Source organism: Legionella cardiaca (genome assembly GCF_029026145.1).
GTDB classification, from domain to species: Bacteria; Pseudomonadota; Gammaproteobacteria; order Legionellales; family Legionellaceae; genus Tatlockia; species Tatlockia cardiaca.
In genome coordinates, this window is record NZ_CP119078.1 from 2,710,869 (window position 1) to 2,727,748 (window position 16,880).

The window sequence follows — 16,880 nt, forward strand, 5'->3', positions numbered from 1 at the left end:
CACTCAACTTTAAGTTTGCGCTTAAGACTTATTTTCTGAGGTAAATTTAGATTTACTTAGAATATTAGAGTTCTTGCATAACCGGTAATTTTTGCTTTAGTGCAAGGCAAAATTGCTTCGAGGAGTGACGTTTCCATTGGGTAGATGAACACCAGAGAGCGGTTGCGACGTAAAGTAAATGCAGGAACTCTGGAGAGGAAAGGAAGTCCTACATCAAAGTCATTAAATTCTTAAGGATAAGGAATTGGCTATGAGCAATTTTATATCAGCATTTCTAGCAAAGATTGATCTTAATACCGCACGAGATCTGTTTATTCAAGAAAAGCCTGATTATTCCACCTTACTCCTACTAATTGACAAACTTGCCACGCAGGGGGATTACGATAAATTTGCCATTCTCCTGGCATTACTCAATGAAAACTCCGCCACTGAAAATAATACACAACTGAAAGCCACAATCCTCTTACAAATACTAATGGACGCTTTAGCACATTCCAATAAAGTCAAAATCAGCCAGACAATACAGAGTTTAACTGAGCTTATAGACGTCAAAGCTCAAAATCTTTGGCAGGATATTTTATCCAGGCTAATTTCCTGGATTGAAAAGCACAACCAAAATGATGATATTTTAATTTTGTTACAACATCTCCCCCTCGCTCAACGAGAACGATTATATGAGCGTCTTTTAGAATCAGTCGATGGTAATCCTCCCTGGTTATCACCTTTAACCAATTATGTGATTAGCAATCGTACCAGTAACGGTATCAATAAGACACTTAATCTTCATTTTAGTAAACTTGCTAGCAGTATCCTGCTTTCCCCAACGATTTGCGACGAGAACATTGGCTACTTAAGCTTAACACTTTCCACAGAGCAGTTAGTTAGCCTTATTTTTCAATTACGAGCCATTGCCGCGACCTACGTATCGACAACAACAGAAAAGCAGCATCAACGGTTTATTGAGCACCGCCAAACTTATTTAAGTAAATATGAAGCACTGGTCGCTGCTTTGACTGTGCGCGCCACGAGTTCACAGGCTGAATACGAGCAACTCATTCATGGCAACAGCGAACTTGCTAATATTTTGCTGATTAAGCGACTTAAAATTCAAACAACAGCCAATCAACAAAAAGAATTAATCAATGAATTTTTAAAAAATAGCGACAAATACGATTTACATGATCCACTTTTTAAGGCAGCCATCACCGATTCTTTATTAACGGTTTTTAAGGATTTATCCAAAAGTGATTTATCCAGCTACTTTAAAAAATACTATTCCGACCATATCCACAAAAATCTGATAGAAGCGAGTCGTTTTCTTGACCTCTTTTTTGATAAATGTCATGACAAAACCAAGGTACTTCGCTGCATTGATGATATTGATGACAGTGACAACACCGTTACTATTAACTTTATTACGACCAGTAAAGCTCAGGATAATGAGTTAACTGAAGACTGCTTAAAGCGATTAAACGAACAACAATTAATTAGTCTTTGTGGGCATATCATGGCACTACGTCATCTTATGCAACATGACACTGAACCATTATCTGCCATCTATTATCGCGTATTAACTAAAAAAATAAGAATGTCACCGCTTGCGGTACAGCATCTTAACGATTTCGCTAGACTTATTAAGATATTTCCTGATGAAATCACAGAGGATGCTATCAAACAGATTTTTGCTAATTTTAGCGATAATGTGCAACTTCGCTACCAATGGTTGCATGCGCTACTCATAGCAGAAATAAATAAATCGATGCTTTTAACATCCTGTCAGGAGCTATTTAAAGCATTAAAAACTACTGAACAATTAGCACTACTCAAATTTTTCACCAGTGATGATCTTTTAGCTCTTTATTTGCATATGCTGCGCCATAATGCTACGGAAGAAAACTTTCATTGCTTTGTTACCTTATTGCAGGAATCCGATAAACAATCGTTACTTCTATTCATGCTATTAAACACTCCCCTGTTTAACAAATCGCTTCTTGATCAATTACTGCCTTTTATTGACGACAGAAACTTAATTACCGTGATTGAGCAATTACTCGAAAAGATCAGCGTTAATCACGACTACAAAATAACGCTTGAGCAACTTTTGCAACATTTTAGTCAGCGACTGCAATCTACAGCTAATAAGCAAGCCCCTATTCATCAATGGGTAAATTGCTTAGGCTCCAGCAAAATAGCCACCTATTTACTGGAAAGCCCCACCTGTTTCCAAATTTTGAGCTCACGTTCTTCGTTATTTCAAGATTTCACACCGACATTATTGCAAGGTTATTTAGTGAATAGTGCAGCAGCCGATCTTAAACTAAGAGCCAATCGTATTTTAAATTTGCTCCTCCTCACCCCCGATACAGCAGAAAATATTGCTCTTCGCTTACTAAGCCAATTCCATATGACCCCAAAGAAACTGCAAACCTTATTTATGAACCTTGAGTCCGCTCAAGAAAGTTTAGATAACCAAGGCAAACAAAATTATGCCAGCTTAAAATTAGCATGTTGGAATTTGTTAAAGGGAAAATCAGGCACAGCCAATTCTTATGATGATAAACTTTCCATTACTTTTCTAACAACGCAACTCACTCAAGCGCATTGCTTCGATCCCCTTTTAGCAAAACTTGCCATTAATATATGCCAAAGTGAAGATGCCCACCTGAGCGCACAATATTTGGTGCAAATAGAAACAACTGCATTAGAACAAATCACGCCGCAAGCCTTAGCAACCATCCTGACTAAATCAACACAGGATACAACCAAAAGTAATTGGCAAAAAGTAGCCTATTATTTAAGAGATAGTGATACATCTAGAAATTTAATTCTTGTTAGGAATGTAATTGCGCAAGTTAAAAGTTACCATGATAATCCTGTTTTAACTGAACAAGCCCTGGATTTTATTCTTGGCTTGGAGCAATTCGAAAAATTACTCCCATTACTTAAGGAAGAAGAATTACAATGGCTTGTAAATGAGAGTCGTCCGAAGTACTTAATTGAAAAATTTCCTTCATGGCTACAATTATTGTTGGCAGAAATACCCTTTACTGAATTAAATTACAGTTCTTTGCTTGCCCAACTACCCCCAGACTCATCGCTTCTTGAATCAATCTATCAATGTCCAGAATTACAAGCTCATCTACATTCAATCTTTATTCAGTTAATGCAAAAAACAACAAATCCAGCACATTTTATAGCGCTGTTTCAGCAATTAGCCAAAGAATCTAATGAACAAAAACGTCAATTTATCACGCATGTACAAAAACTTATTCATTCACAAACAATAGTCCCTGCAGCCTTATTTGTGGTTAATATGCTTTTATTAACCTTAGATGATTTTCGTGTTGATGTAATCACTGATAGCAACCTCGTGTTGCAGCATATTCAATTTATCACAACCATCGCAAGCCAGAGAAATGATGATGAGCAATCCAATTTTTCTTATGAATTACAGCAGCTAATGCTTAACACGTTTTCTTATTTTATTGCGCATGATAATCGTTGGATAAGGACTCTTTTAGATAGTGAAGAATTTGCGCAAGCTGCTTTAGTTTGGTTAAAAAGATTTGATACAAAAACAATAGATCACCATCCATTTACAAAAATTTTACTGCAAAATACCTTTTTACACCTGCACCCAACGTTAACGAATAGTGTCAGCTACCAAGGATTCATTAAACAACTTCTTGCCAGTCCACCTCAAGCAATGAAGGATGAGCAATTTGCTACTTTGTTTGATACTTTATCAGCTGAAAATAAAAAGGTATTGGCTCTTGATTTGCTACAACGACCTACTCTGGGGGATGTTCAATGGTCTTCGTTAATAACCCTGGCTCGGGAGCTCCCAATTGATACCTTATACAATATTTATACTCAGAGTAAAACTCGCTTTGTGTTTGTTGATTTATTAGCCAGACATCCCATGGGGTTAATGGCTCTTAATAAAACGGAGAGAAATAATTTACTTGCAGAAACGATTTCTGGAAAACAGATCCTACGAATTCTAGATAGTTACAGTCCTGTCATCACAAAATTAACCTTTATTGAAGCAATTTTTGATTACCTGGAAGAGAAAAACATTTCTCTTTTGTGCTGGTTTGAAATGATGAATGTCGATACAGAAACACTGGCAGCGTTTACAAATTATACGATAAATGAACAACATAAGTCACAGCTAAAGCAGGTGATTAGTCAAAATCCCTACTATTCCCGTCGCATAAACAATTATTTACAAAACCCTACACTTGATATTTCATTAGAGCCAAAAGGACTATTGTTTAATCTTCTTGGAGAAATAGCAAGCAACCCATGGCAGGGGGAGCGATGCCAGCTGCAATTACAGCAAATGTTAGAGCCCTCTACTATGAGACAGGTGGTGCAAGCCCAATTTGAATTAGCAGAACAAGTTCATCAATTAAATGATTTTTATGAACCACTATCACTATGTAGCGAGATTCCTTGTCAAATGTTACAAAGCGCACGATGGATACAGCGCCTGCCACTTCTATTTGGTGGTATTCTGGAAATTATTAATGAATTTCAAACTGGTAACACCGAATTCCAACAAATTGTTAAATCAACCGCGCTTTATCAACAAATTATTCTCCCCCTTCTCTCATCAAAGGAACCAAGCATTTTAGCTCAAAACCAACTCAATGAGCTTTATGAATTCCTAATAGCTTACTTGCAGGTGATAAAAAATACTTACCCTAAGCATCATCAAAGAGTCAACACGCATCTACTTGATTATCAACATCATTTGCTAGCCCTAGAGCATTTTTCTCCCCCCAAATTAGGGCAGCTATTTAAACCTGACTCTTTTTTCGCCAGAATTAAAAAAGGTCAAACCAGGCCCTTACAAGAAGCAGAAATAGTTTCCTTAAGTACTGCCGGACAAAGTTACAAAGAGTGGCTTTCACTTAAATCGTTTTCGCCCCCCCTGGAAGTAGGTAATTTACTGACTTCACTTTTACGAACCCCCAAAATATTTGAAAATTCTGAATTCAGAAAATGGCTTTTAGAACACGGCTTGTTTTCTCCTTTGGCAAGACATTTAAACTCTGAGTTCTTAAAGCCTTTGCTCGGGCAATTTCCCAATAGTGAGTTAGCGACACAAATCACCCATATTCATCGCCAATTGCAGCAGTTTAATCTTGGTTATACTACCTTAAAACAATTAGCCACTTTATCGTCTTTATCTGAAATAACTCGTACTTTATACCTACAGTCTTTAGAAAGCTTAACACTTCAATGGTATGCTTGTGCATTTGCTCATCTCCCTCATCTCACAAACCTGCTTGCTATGATTTCACAAGCCAAACGAGCAAAATTAACTTTATCACAAACACAAGCCCTCTTACTTCCCGAAAACCTTAGTTCTTGTGCCGAAGTAGACTGGCTTCATCCGGAGATAGCAAAATTAAACTCAATACCGGATGAGTTAGCGTGCCAGTGTCAGCAATTGGCAATCTCAAGCTTTAGTGCTAATCATGACTCTCAAGATCTAACAAGGTTAACTAACTTTAGTTCTTCCTTTGTAAAAGAAAATATTGACGATGCTGCCTTGATTTTAAACTCCTATTTGCCTCTTCTTTCAACGACCCAAAATGATTTACTCGGTAGCAAATTTCTCTCTCTTCTGGATAACCTCTATTTTGATCCGCAAAACTCTTATCGCTTATTAAAAAAATTAAGTGATTCTCTACTGACAAAGGTCATCTCCCTGGCACTTAAGGACCCAGCAACATATGAAGAATTACTACAAAAAATAATCCACGCCGGATTTGCAGAAAAATGCCAGCAATTAATCCATGAAGAGCTTAATGTGCTATGTCCAGTGACAATAGCCGATAAGAAAAACAGTAGACCATTCTTAGAGCATCTCTCTCCCGAACAATTTGCCCGACTAACACCAGAGCATTGCGAAAAAATGCTGACACTGCAGCGTTTAGCATTTGCCCTTAATCCCCTTCCTGAATTAAATGAGTGGCATATCGAGAATGAAAATAAAATTGCCTATGGACATTTTTGTGCTGATGCATCGCTTTATACAACTTTGCGCCAATTACAACAGCAATTTCAGACCTCTGACAACGAACTAAAAAACAAAATCCAGTCGAACATGGAGCAGTGCTTTCATTATTTATCCCTTGAGGCAAAACTACTGTCATACCATAGTTTAATGGAAAACTTTCTTCAGAATATCAATTCTAAAGCACCTGCTGTTTATTACCATTGGCTTTGTTTGTTGTCTTTTTTAGCCGAAGATCATGCTATTTTAATGAATCATTTTTTGCACTGGTTAATGCAAATCGACGACAATGAATTAGCAAAACAACCCTTTCTTGACAAGCTCCTTTCTCATATTCTGGCTAACAACCTCACAGATAAATTATGTGAGTGTTTAACGCAAAACCCTCCTCTTAGTAAAGCCAAATCAACCTGGCTTTTTACACGAATTGAATGTGAAAAAACTGTTCCTCGTGATCTCATCACCAACCTGGTTCGTAGCTTTTCCTGGGAATGGTTAAAAGAACAAATAACCAGTACAACACTTAATCCATTAACGATGCTTGAAAATGCTTTTCAACATGACAATCATGTAAAAAGCATCACTGAAAATGAAACCAATAAATTAATGCTACTTAATGCACTCGAGCAAAAGCAATTACCTGTTAGTGAGCTTCTTGATTTGCAAAAGACAACACCTAATAACATGATTAAATCCTTGCTCCTTGCCCATGTTTTAGGACGAAAAGATTATCTTGATGAAATTCAAGGAGAATCTTTTCTTACAACATTAACGACAACAGCAACACCTTTTTCTCAGCGGTTACAGCCGCTTGTAAGTCAAATTCATTTAGAGGATTTGCCACCAGCTACAATGAAGCAATTACAACCGGAGGCAGCCGCTAGTCTATTTTGTTCTGTTAAAGATTTTCATCAACTAGATGAGTCCTATGTGTCCCCTCTTTTGCAAACATTGGGAGAACAGAGTGAGCCTTTCCTGAAACATTGGTTAAACTACTATGGCACCATGCCTAATAGCAGCACACCACTGATTGCCTTAATAAATAATGTACCTAAGAAAATCATACCTCTCTTTGCTGAACAGCCTGTTAATAAGCGCCATGAGTTGCTTTGCATTTTAATGCAAAACCTGAACAGCTTAAATGCAACAATTATTAAAGATTTGATTCCTTTATGTGAGGAAAAAGATCTCGTCCATGCAGCCCATCTTTATCTCTATGAGGCACAATCTGAAAATAATTCAATTCAATTCATTAAAGAATTAACGGATAAATTTTTAGAAAAAAAAGAAACATTGACCTCGCAAACGATTCAACTACTTATGAGGCTTAGTGAGCACAAAACATTTAACTTCTTACGCGAAAAACTGGGTAGAGTAACGAATGATTATTTACGTAGCAGTGCTCTCTTTGCTGATTGTTCAATTTTTTACGATGAAGGACAACTCAACGTAAAACGGATGCAAAAATTAATTCCACTTAAACCCGAAACTACAGAGCCAGGAGAACAAACCAGTCATGAAACCCAACAAGGTTATCTACAATTTTTTACAAAAGCTTTTAAGAAGGTGCTGGTGACTGAGGAAATAGAAGAAAGCACCCCAATACCATTAAATGATATTGCGGTAAATCCGCTGATCACCATCATCGCCACCAACGCGGAAAAATTGCAGTCCATCGATTATTTTTTAATTCATTACCATGGTAAAACAGAATTCTTACAGCAATGTCTCAACGACTACCTCACTCATTTTGCTAACAATGCTTTGTCTGATAAGAAAAAACTCTATACCACAACATGGTTGTTAACACGCACCGAGGTAGCTCTCAGCACCAGACAAATCCTATTTGATAGCCTATTAAACCATCCGCAATTATTTGATGATAAGATAAGTGCCAACTTACTAATGTTTAATACAGAACAAGCGATTAATCATTTTGGTCTGCGTGGGGAGTATCAATCATTGATTACTCTATGCTCCCTTGGCTTACCTCTCGTAGAAACTCATTCTTCTGATATTAAAATGGCTGAACAAGCACTTGCCGAAGCACAATTTGAATTGTCAATGACCTGCATTACAGGGTTTCTTGCCCAATTTCGTATTTGGCTCAAGCGCAGTTTTTTTTATGGTTGGGAAACCTGGTTTCAACCTAGAAAACCACAATATGTGTTACCTTTTGACCATGAGAAAATAGAGCACTCTTCTGCAAATCTTATTTTACAAGAATTAAAAACTCCACCTGCTCACTCTTTTCAGGTTCATGATAATTCTCCAAATCGAGAAAATTTGGAAGGCCTTCTTACTCATACTGATGCGACATCTTCCCCCGTCGTGCTTACTACCTTAGCCAATGCCCTGATGGTTTATGAATGGCAAAAACCTGCTGCCGAAGAAATACAAACTAGAAAAGCCGCTGATGCTTTATTTGAAGGCTTGTTGCAGAGGGTGAAAACTGATCATGGTCTTGCGACCTGGCTTCCAAAATATTTAGAACCTTTTATAAACAACCGTAAACGATTAATTGGCCTTTATGTAAAAAACAACCAGCAACAAGAATTGGCAAATTTATTAGCAGTTGCCGTGAACGGCCCAGGAAATTTTAATAATGTCGCCGCAGTTTTATCCACAAATACGCCAGTGCCACTACCTGAAACGCCAAAACTTACACCACCCGCAACTTCTGAACCTTCGTTACTTGGAAAAGTTACGGGAACTTTTTCCTCTATCTCTTCGTTTTTTTGGACTCCCAATAAAGCGCCGGAGGAAAAGCCGACTGTCACCCAGCCAGTTGAGAAAACGGGTTGGTTTGGCGGTCTATTTACGCGGTAACATTTTACCGTTAATAGCGAGTCTTGTAAGAAGTTATTGCATTAAAGCCTAACGGATGATCATGTCTGCATCATTAGTTTATACTATAGTTTTGATTGATGCTGCAGGTCATTTGGCTATGGAGTCAGCAATTACTTTGAGCTTATCCAGGAGGCGACAGAGAAGATAAAAATATGGAATAAGCGCGAAATATGCCCTTCATTCCTCTTGAAATTCTAAAATTTGTCACCATCCCATTATTATGGAAAATCAAACAAGGGAGAAAACGATGAATATGAAGCGTGATTACTATCCACTGACACGAGATTTTACGCATTTTCTGGAAAATTTTTTTAAGGGGCAACCTGAAGACTCTTCCTTTATCGACACAAGTTCTTGGGCTCCGGCAGTTGATATTAAAGAAGAAAAAAATCGTTTTATTGTATTAGCCGATATACCAGGCGTAAAAAAAGAGGATATTCATATTTCTTTAGAAAAGAATATTTTAACTATTCAAGGTGAACGGCATTTTGAAAAAACTGAAACGCGTGATAATTACTCTCGAGTAGAACGCACACAAGGACAATTTTACCGTCGTTTTAGCTTGCCTGAAACGGCAGATGAAACCAAAATAAGCGCAAAATGCAAAAACGGTGTACTAGAGATCGCCATTCCTAAAAAGGAAATCACTCCAGAAAAACGTATTGAAGTTAAAGTGGAATAATTATTAAGGGAGATACTATCTCCCTTTTTATTTAAGCCACCCTGTTAATTAGTGCGTTGTGCTGGACTCATTCTCAAAATAATAAATCTGAAATGCAATATTGTTACGGAGTTATAACGCAAAAATGAGTACACTAAACTATCTCATTCTCGCGAGCTTTCAATTGCATCGCCGTTGATGAACATTTTCCTGATGATATTGTGAAAAAGAACTCAAGACGGTAAATTCAGTTTATTAAACCCTATGGAAGTACAAGGCAGTGATCACTCGAAATCAAACGTTCCGTTCTTATTTTTTCCCTGCTCTTTTATTATCTTCTATCATTCTCGGTGGATTAACAGGTTATTTATTTGAACAGCAGGCGAAAATTTTAAAGCCTTTGGGGGATATTTTTCTCAACTTAATTTTGACAGTAATCGTTCCTCTTATTTTTTTCAGCATCACCTCGGCTATTGCTAAAGCTGGATCCTTAGGAAGACTAGGCAAAATCATGTTTTGCATGGCAATTATCTTTCTTTTTACAGGACTGGCAGCCGCGCTTTATGCACTTGTAATAGTAAAAATTTTTCCTCCATCAGCAGGGATTCATTTAGAGCTTTCGCTACTTGCCAAACCGTCATCACTTAGTTTTTCCGATCAAATCGTCAATATTTTTACCGTATCAAATTTTACACAGCTTTTCTCGCACGAACATATCTCCGCCTTAATTGTTTTTGCTATTCTCGTCGGTTTGGCCGTCACTGCAACAAAAGAGAAAGGCTCTATTTTTGTTAGTTTATTGCAAGCTGGCGAAGATATTTTTATGCGCGTATTCTCTTTAATTATGTATATCGCTCCTATTGGCTTTTTTGCTTATTTCGCCGTTTTAGTCAGCGAATTAGGACCCAAATTAATTGAAAATTATGTCCGTATTGCAATTATTTACTATGCAGCCTCTTTAGCTTACTTTCTCTTTGTCTATAGTGTCTATGCTTATCTTGCTGGCAAATTACATGGTATAAAATTATTTTGGAAAAATCTCTTTCTCCCGGCAACCACTGCTCTAGCCACTTGCAGCAGCGCCGCAAGTATTCCAGCCAATTTGTATGCCGCCAAAAATATGCACGTTTCTCCCGAAATTTATGAAACCGCTATTCCGCTAGGTTCTATTATTCATAAAGATGGTTCGGTCATTGGTGGTATATTTAAAATTGCCTTTTTGTTTGGTATTTTTCATTTAGATTTTAGTGGTCCGAGTGTTTTACTTGCAGCAATTGGCGTTTCATTATTAGTGGGCACAGTAATGGGGGCCATTCCTAGTGGCGGAATGGTTGGTGAATTATTAATATTAGCTGTTTATGGTTTTCCTCCTTCTGTACTAATTGCAATTGCCGCTATCAGTGTCATTATTGACCCAATTGCCACCATGCTCAATGTAACAGGGAATACCGTCAGTAGCCTGATGATTGCTCGCTTGGTTGATGGGAAAACCTGGTTTGGTCTAAATAAAAACTAAACCCGATCTTCCTTTACGTGTCTATAGGAAATAACCCTTATAAAGCAAATATAAACCAATCACTAAATCAATGACTGAGACAACAAGCAAAGAAGTTGGATTCCTTAGCCACCACTGACCGGCTCTTAACGAAAGCTCTGGCGCAACTAGTCTAACAATTCCTGCAATCAATACCAGCCAACCAATTATTGTAATAATTACCGGCCAGCCCATCACCCAAACATTATGGCTTACAACTAATAACAAACCTAAAATTAAAGTGACTATTGCAATAAAAAACAATAGAGCCCGCTGTCCTAAAATGTCACCGAGAACAGACTTTACCAAATCTTGTCGGAACAAAATGCAAAGACTGATAATTACAAAATACCAACCAATCACTTTTGCCAAAAAAATCGTAATTTCCATAGCCTTCCTCCAACACCTTCCCCTATTTTAATTATAGATAATGAAGGCCGCAGAAGAATAAAACGAGTTACGATATTTTTAATATGAATCAGTACATTAATGATTCGTTTGAATAGGAAGAATCGGAGTCTTCCACATTCATTTTTGCTTTTGCAAACATTGAATAATCACCATTGTAAGTTGGTATGTTTTGCCGTGTTATAGTCATAGTTGCAGAGGATGGCAAGCGTCTCGGGGTTGAATTAACGATTGTAGAATCCATATTTTTTGCAGCAAATTTTTGAATTGCATGAATAGCAGCCTGATTATTCGCACCTTCAGCGATTGCCAAGGCATTCTCACCATTTGAATTTTTCCTAATCAAACTAGCGCCAGCGTTCAAGAGTAAGGTAAAAAGTTCCGTGCTGTTGCGTGTATAGGGTGACCGACAAGCAAGCATTAACGGCGTCAAACCAGTATTATTTCGTGCGTTTATTCGAACACCAGAAATAGAAAGTAGCATTTTTACCAGAGGAAAATTACCATCTTCACAAGCTATTGCTAAAGCGGTACTGCCATCTTCACGGCAAACCATATTAATATAGAATCCGCGCGTTCCCGTTAATAAATTTAATATACTTCTCTGATTATGAGTGATAGCCATCATCACTGCAGAACTAATATGGTTTCGGCTCAAATAGCCACCTTGATTGGCTAATCTGATAATTTCTCGAACCGTGGTTTCATCACCATTTTGAGCACCAATTGCTAAAAAACCAATCTGTCGACTATTAGCATAGTTAATTTGTTTTTGAAAAACGGGGTATAATCTGTTTAATCGCTGCAACCGTCTTTTTAACTCGAATGACGGATCTGCAGCAATAAAATCCGTATTAAAAATTAATTTCTCTTTTTCATCCCAACTCTGGTAAAGCTGTATCACAAGCTCCTCGTTATTTAAAATAAAAAAAGGGTATTCCTCTGATTGTTGGTAGAGATAATTAATATCAATAAATAACCAATTATCGCCATATTTTTTTAGTCCAACAGCATGATTCTCACTACAAAGTACCATAGACACTCTGTCGGTTGTCTGTAGCAATTGCCCTAAGTTATCAAAATAGTCAATGGCTTCTTCATTATTAAAAAACGCGGTTGTCTTTGCAAAAAAACGCTTAACCTGCAAATTTTTTGCAAGTTTATGACGAATGAGAGATAAGATAGCATCAAGATTACTTTGATTAAGGCGTTTTGCATAAATTTCCTCGTAGTCTCCCGGTGATTGCGCCAAACAAATTGCTACAGCAAATGCCTTAATTTCTAATAATGCCTCCTCTTCACTGCTAATATTTCTTCTGGTTTTTACTTTATCAGTGATTTTGTCTATTTTCTTTATAGCCTGTCTTTTTTCTTGCCTAATCAAATTAAGATTCTGGTAAAATGCTTGATCTATCCCAAGTGCAACATCCTGAGCCCAGGTTAAAGTAAAACCAAAACAAACACCGTCATCATGCACATACTGAAAATCATCCAGCAGTGTTAGTAAGTCATTATGAAGTAATTTATTATTTTTAGTTTTTAATTGCTGTACCCAAGCCACTCCAGGGATAGGAACAATAAAATGATGGACAAACACAAATGTCAGTATGAGCAGCAAGAGATCAAAAAGATAAGCCATATTTACTCAGTAATAATTCTTTAAAAAATCTAAACATGGATTTAGGTTTAATGTAAATAGTGGTAACAAAGAGAACTTCCCTTGTTTTCGCCTGATGAACTAATTACCTGTAGTTATTGCAGTCATTGATATGGCATGCTCTGTAATTCATCTCTCATCAAAGCAGACTGTAAAAATCGCCAGAAATTTGTGGCAAAGGTACGGCAATTTTCTGACTTTTTAATAAGAATTAAAGGCAATTGACTCTGCACTAACTGACACAACAGCATACCTTTGCACTAATATCCTCCACCAAATAATTTTAGCCTTTCCAGCATTTTTTCATAAAAACATAGTGTGCAATTATTGGGCGCCATCGTCACAAAGTGAAACATAAACTAGATGAATAGTTTTCTGTAAAAGAGACAATTGCAGATGTAGTATGAGCAGCAAGAGATAAAGGGTGACTTATGCTTCATTAAATTCTTAAAAATTTAAGCATGAATTTAGGTTAAAGAAGCATGACTTTCGCTATCTAAAGTTTTCTTTAATAAATGCTTAATATTTGATCGATATAATCGCAATTCAAACTAACTGATAATTGATACTTCAACATGAAGTAAAACGTTATCCTATTTGCGATTAATAGATGTATGAAAAGAAAATTTGAAGATTATGATAGCAAAAAGCAAGAAGAAACCTATATCGACTATATTAAAATTACTAAAACAATCATTCTGTTTAAAAATTGGATTAAAAATAAAAATATCCTTGTCAATAAACCTTGTGATGAAAAGTCTGCCAGTGTTTATGCAATTGCAAAATTAGTTAATAGTAATGATCCTCTGCCACTTATGATGCCCGGAGTAACATTCAATCCAGATTATTGTTCTGCTAATTATGAAAGTTGGGAAGAGCTTTATCTAAAAGATGACATTTTTATTTCAATGGAAAATTTACTTAATAACAATCCTCAAGCTTTCTCATTAGAAACCGTCTTTTTATCAAATAAATATAATGGTTATTTACGAACAACTCTGCGCTATGGTGATTTGGATCAAATAGTAATGACTCCATCTGATCAAGAGCGCTTCCTTACCCAATTAAAAAAGAGATATCCCTCTTATTATCAAGATTATTTAGATGCGCAATCCTCTAATGATGATTTGTGCTCAATAAATATAAAAACGTTAAATCATTTATTAGATGCCGTGGAAGTAATGTTGATTTTGAGTTGTCATAAAGGAGGATTGAGAAGCGTTAGTTTACCTAATAGTGTAAGTGATCATCTTAGCTCATGTGGTTATCAGTTATTGCTTCAGACCATATCAGAGAACTTAAATGAAAATGAAAGGCAGGGATTAAAAAAATTGTGGGCTAAAAATATTCGCAACCAATCAGAAAAAACCGTACAAGATTTGATCGATTCGGCATTAAATGGAGCTTGCACGACAACCTTAGGTTTATATTGGCTGGGGCTTTTAAGAGAATTCCGCCAAAGCTTCTCTCTAATACCTAATGAACATTTTTTAAATAAAATTTATGACCATTTTATTGCAGATAATTCTGTGCAGCCCAGAAACATTTCAAAAGAATTATTTGTAGCATGTATTAAAGATAATATGAGATATATTGTTGGGGAGATGCTACATCCTGAAATGGAAAAAACCCCTGATATTATATTGAATAGTTATAACGCTATGTAGTGGCCCATAAATTATAAAGTAATATAAATGTCGCTTCCTTCTGGGATTTGGCATCATGGGAGAATGGATTTTATCATTACAATTCAGTTATAGGTATCAGGACTTCGTTCTACTTTTGTAAGTAAATTCAAATTTTTTGGCAAAATATTCTCAATGCTGGATGTGATTGATAGGTGAATTTTTTTTCAACCGTATCAAAATCCAGTATTTTGAAGTGAGCTGCTTGAAGAATATTCATTAACTCTTCTTCTTCAAAAAAAGCCCAAAATTTCTTAACATCTCCTTCATAGCGTAAATCTTTATCCAATGACTCACCTGAACCCTTTTTAAGTGCAAGATAGAAATATCCATTTTCTTTTAAAAGTAAGTGAATATTCTTAAGAATATCAGGAAGGATTTTCTTAGAACTATGTCCAAGAGAGCACGCTGACCATGCTCCATCAAAAGAAGCGGCTGGAAAATTCATTGTTTCAAAGTCCATTACCTGGAACTCAGATAAGGGGGCATTTTTTTTCGCAATATCAATAAGATTAGAACAAAAATCAATTCCTAAAACATCAGCGCCCATATTTGAAAATATTTTTGCATCTCTACCAGAACCACAACCAATATCAATAATTTTAGCTTTAGGTGGAAGGAGCTTAATAAATTTTTCAATTGATGCAATGGGAGCAAGATCGGCTACATTGTTTGCGAATTCAACTGCCGTTGCTTGATAGCTCTGTTTGGTTATTTCTTTATTTGACATGGTTTCAATTTGCATTTTTTCTCCATGATAATCTGCTTAAATTTATGATTAATGCAACGATAAAATACGGAACGACTCACTCCAATGCCGTCACAATCTGTTTACTGAGATAGTGTCAACTTGGCAGTGCTTTTACAGTTTCTGCTTTTTCCTGCGAAAGTGCTTTTTCATCGCAACCTGCTTCCTTCAAACTTTTGAATCTGAACATTGAAGGTCTGTTCATTTTTTGATACGTGAACATACCACTTCGAAACGACCTCCTTTCCTTAAATGATCTGGTGAAATGAAAAAGGTAGTCAAACATACCGATTTAAATTGCCAATTGCATCATGTTTGATCCTTTTTAACAATCGTTAATGAGATATATCCAAATTTCGAATAAATCAGCTAACGATAGGTCGCCAGACTTTTATCAATATGCTATGTTTCCAAACTCATTTGGTAATTGAGGATAAGTATGAAATTAGGCATAAAAATTATGCAATATTTTGTCATTACAGGATTGTTATTTAGCTTAACCGGCTGTATGACAAAGCCTCCAGGTTATGAAATAACTTCTTATAAAGTTAAGGGTAAAGTATATACACCTCTTAATTCTGCAAAAGGGTATAAAGCACGAGGAGTAGCTTCAGTTTATAATAAACGCCTCCATCATCATAAGACATCTAATGGAGAGCGATACAATATGTATTCTATGACAGCTGCACATCCTACGCTTCCATTTAATACCAGACTACGAGTTAAGAATGTAAATAATGGACGAACAGTGGTGGTTCGTATTAATGATCGTGGACCTTTTTATAGTACGCGAATAATCGACCTTTCTTCTGCGGCTGCAAGTCGCCTGGGAATCAAAAGTTCTTCTATAGTAGAAATACAAGCTCTTGCGTAGAATATAAATTTGAGCATTTTCCAAGTACTTGGATATGAAATGCTCCAGGATTAAATAAAATTTATCGTTGGCTACCTAACTACACTTGGCAGAATTTCGCGCCAAGAGCGACAGATGATAATATTATCAGTTGCATTTAGCGCGGGATTCTGCCGAATCTAATAACAAGAAGTCTTTATGATCTATTCTTTCTGACCTTCTATAATTTTTTTATTAAAGATTGTAATTCGATTTGATTAAGATTGCGATATAAGCCGTTACGTGTTTTAGCGTGAGAAAAGGTGTAATGAAATGGCACAACATCCGTTTCGGTATGTCCTAATTTTTTCTCTTCAGAAACATACTCATTGAACTCTTTGAGTATCTGTTTGTCCCTCTGATGCTCCCAATATCTTTGGTTTATTTCTTTTTGACTATCCTTTTTTCCCAATT

The 16,880-nt window shown here is 36.4% G+C and carries 9 protein-coding genes; 5 read left to right on the forward strand and 4 right to left on the reverse strand.

Annotated elements, in window-relative coordinates:
• Window positions 1–250 precede the first annotated feature (250 nt).
• The 3 genes from PXX05_RS11790 to PXX05_RS11800 all read left to right on the forward strand — a co-directional run bounded on the left by PXX05_RS11790 (window position 251) and on the right by PXX05_RS11800 (window position 11,058).
• On the forward strand, window positions 251–8,860 hold the full coding sequence (locus PXX05_RS11790) for a hypothetical protein (RefSeq protein WP_275088407.1): 8,610 nt from the start codon (window positions 251–253) through the stop codon (window positions 8,858–8,860).
• A gap of 268 nt (window positions 8,861–9,128) precedes the next feature.
• Window positions 9,129–9,563, forward strand: a complete 435-nt coding sequence (locus PXX05_RS11795; protein ID WP_275088408.1) for an Hsp20/alpha crystallin family protein — start codon at window positions 9,129–9,131, stop codon at window positions 9,561–9,563.
• A 259-nt stretch (window positions 9,564–9,822) separates the two neighbouring features.
• Complete coding sequence (locus PXX05_RS11800; protein WP_275088409.1) at window positions 9,823–11,058, forward strand: dicarboxylate/amino acid:cation symporter; 1,236 nt, start codon at window positions 9,823–9,825, stop codon at window positions 11,056–11,058.
• Window positions 11,059–11,079: 21 nt separating this feature from the next.
• Here PXX05_RS11800 and PXX05_RS11805 read toward each other — a convergent pair whose 3' ends face one another.
• On the reverse strand, window positions 11,080–11,466 hold the full coding sequence (locus tag PXX05_RS11805) for a hypothetical protein (protein ID WP_275088410.1): 387 nt from the start codon (window positions 11,464–11,466) through the stop codon (window positions 11,080–11,082).
• An 88-nt stretch (window positions 11,467–11,554) separates the two neighbouring features.
• Window positions 11,555–13,123 (reverse strand): Dot/Icm T4SS effector AnkG/AnkZ/LegA7, encoded by a 1,569-nt coding sequence (ankG, locus tag PXX05_RS11810; RefSeq protein WP_275088411.1) that lies wholly within the window; start codon window positions 13,121–13,123, stop codon window positions 11,555–11,557.
• Between the two features lie 632 nt (window positions 13,124–13,755).
• Between ankG and PXX05_RS11815 the strand changes: the two genes are divergently transcribed.
• A complete protein-coding gene (locus PXX05_RS11815) occupies window positions 13,756–14,808 on the forward strand; it encodes a hypothetical protein (RefSeq protein ID WP_275088412.1) in 1,053 nt (350 codons plus the stop codon).
• Between the two features lie 127 nt (window positions 14,809–14,935).
• Here PXX05_RS11815 and PXX05_RS11820 read toward each other — a convergent pair whose 3' ends face one another.
• Window positions 14,936–15,571, reverse strand: coding sequence for a class I SAM-dependent methyltransferase (locus PXX05_RS11820; protein WP_275088413.1), 636 nt, complete (start codon window positions 15,569–15,571; stop codon window positions 14,936–14,938).
• Between the two features lie 442 nt (window positions 15,572–16,013).
• On the opposite strand from PXX05_RS11820, the gene PXX05_RS11825 reads away from it, so the two are divergent.
• Window positions 16,014–16,448, forward strand: a complete 435-nt coding sequence (locus tag PXX05_RS11825; protein WP_275088414.1) for a septal ring lytic transglycosylase RlpA family protein — start codon at window positions 16,014–16,016, stop codon at window positions 16,446–16,448.
• Between the two features lie 199 nt (window positions 16,449–16,647).
• Here the strand turns inward: PXX05_RS11825 and PXX05_RS11830 are convergent, their stop codons facing one another.
• A complete protein-coding gene (locus tag PXX05_RS11830; protein WP_275088415.1) occupies window positions 16,648–16,878 on the reverse strand; it encodes a hypothetical protein in 231 nt (76 codons plus the stop codon).
• Between the last annotated feature and the right edge of the window lie 2 nt (window positions 16,879–16,880).

Bases quoted from the DNA above. Each gene is read 5' to 3' on its own strand.
- PXX05_RS11795 (WP_275088408.1), top strand. From the start codon at position 9,129: ATGAATATGAAGCGTGATTACTATCCACTGACACGAGATTTTACGCAT.
- ankG (WP_275088411.1), bottom strand. From the start codon at position 13,123: ATGGCTTATCTTTTTGATCTCTTGCTGCTCATACTGACATTTGTGTTT.
- PXX05_RS11805 (WP_275088410.1), bottom strand. From the start codon at position 11,466: ATGGAAATTACGATTTTTTTGGCAAAAGTGATTGGTTGGTATTTTGTA.
- PXX05_RS11790 (WP_275088407.1), top strand. From the start codon at position 251: ATGAGCAATTTTATATCAGCATTTCTAGCAAAGATTGATCTTAATACC.
- PXX05_RS11820 (WP_275088413.1), bottom strand. From the start codon at position 15,571: ATGCAAATTGAAACCATGTCAAATAAAGAAATAACCAAACAGAGCTAT.
- PXX05_RS11815 (WP_275088412.1), top strand. From the start codon at position 13,756: ATGAAAAGAAAATTTGAAGATTATGATAGCAAAAAGCAAGAAGAAACC.
- PXX05_RS11825 (WP_275088414.1), top strand. From the start codon at position 16,014: ATGAAATTAGGCATAAAAATTATGCAATATTTTGTCATTACAGGATTG.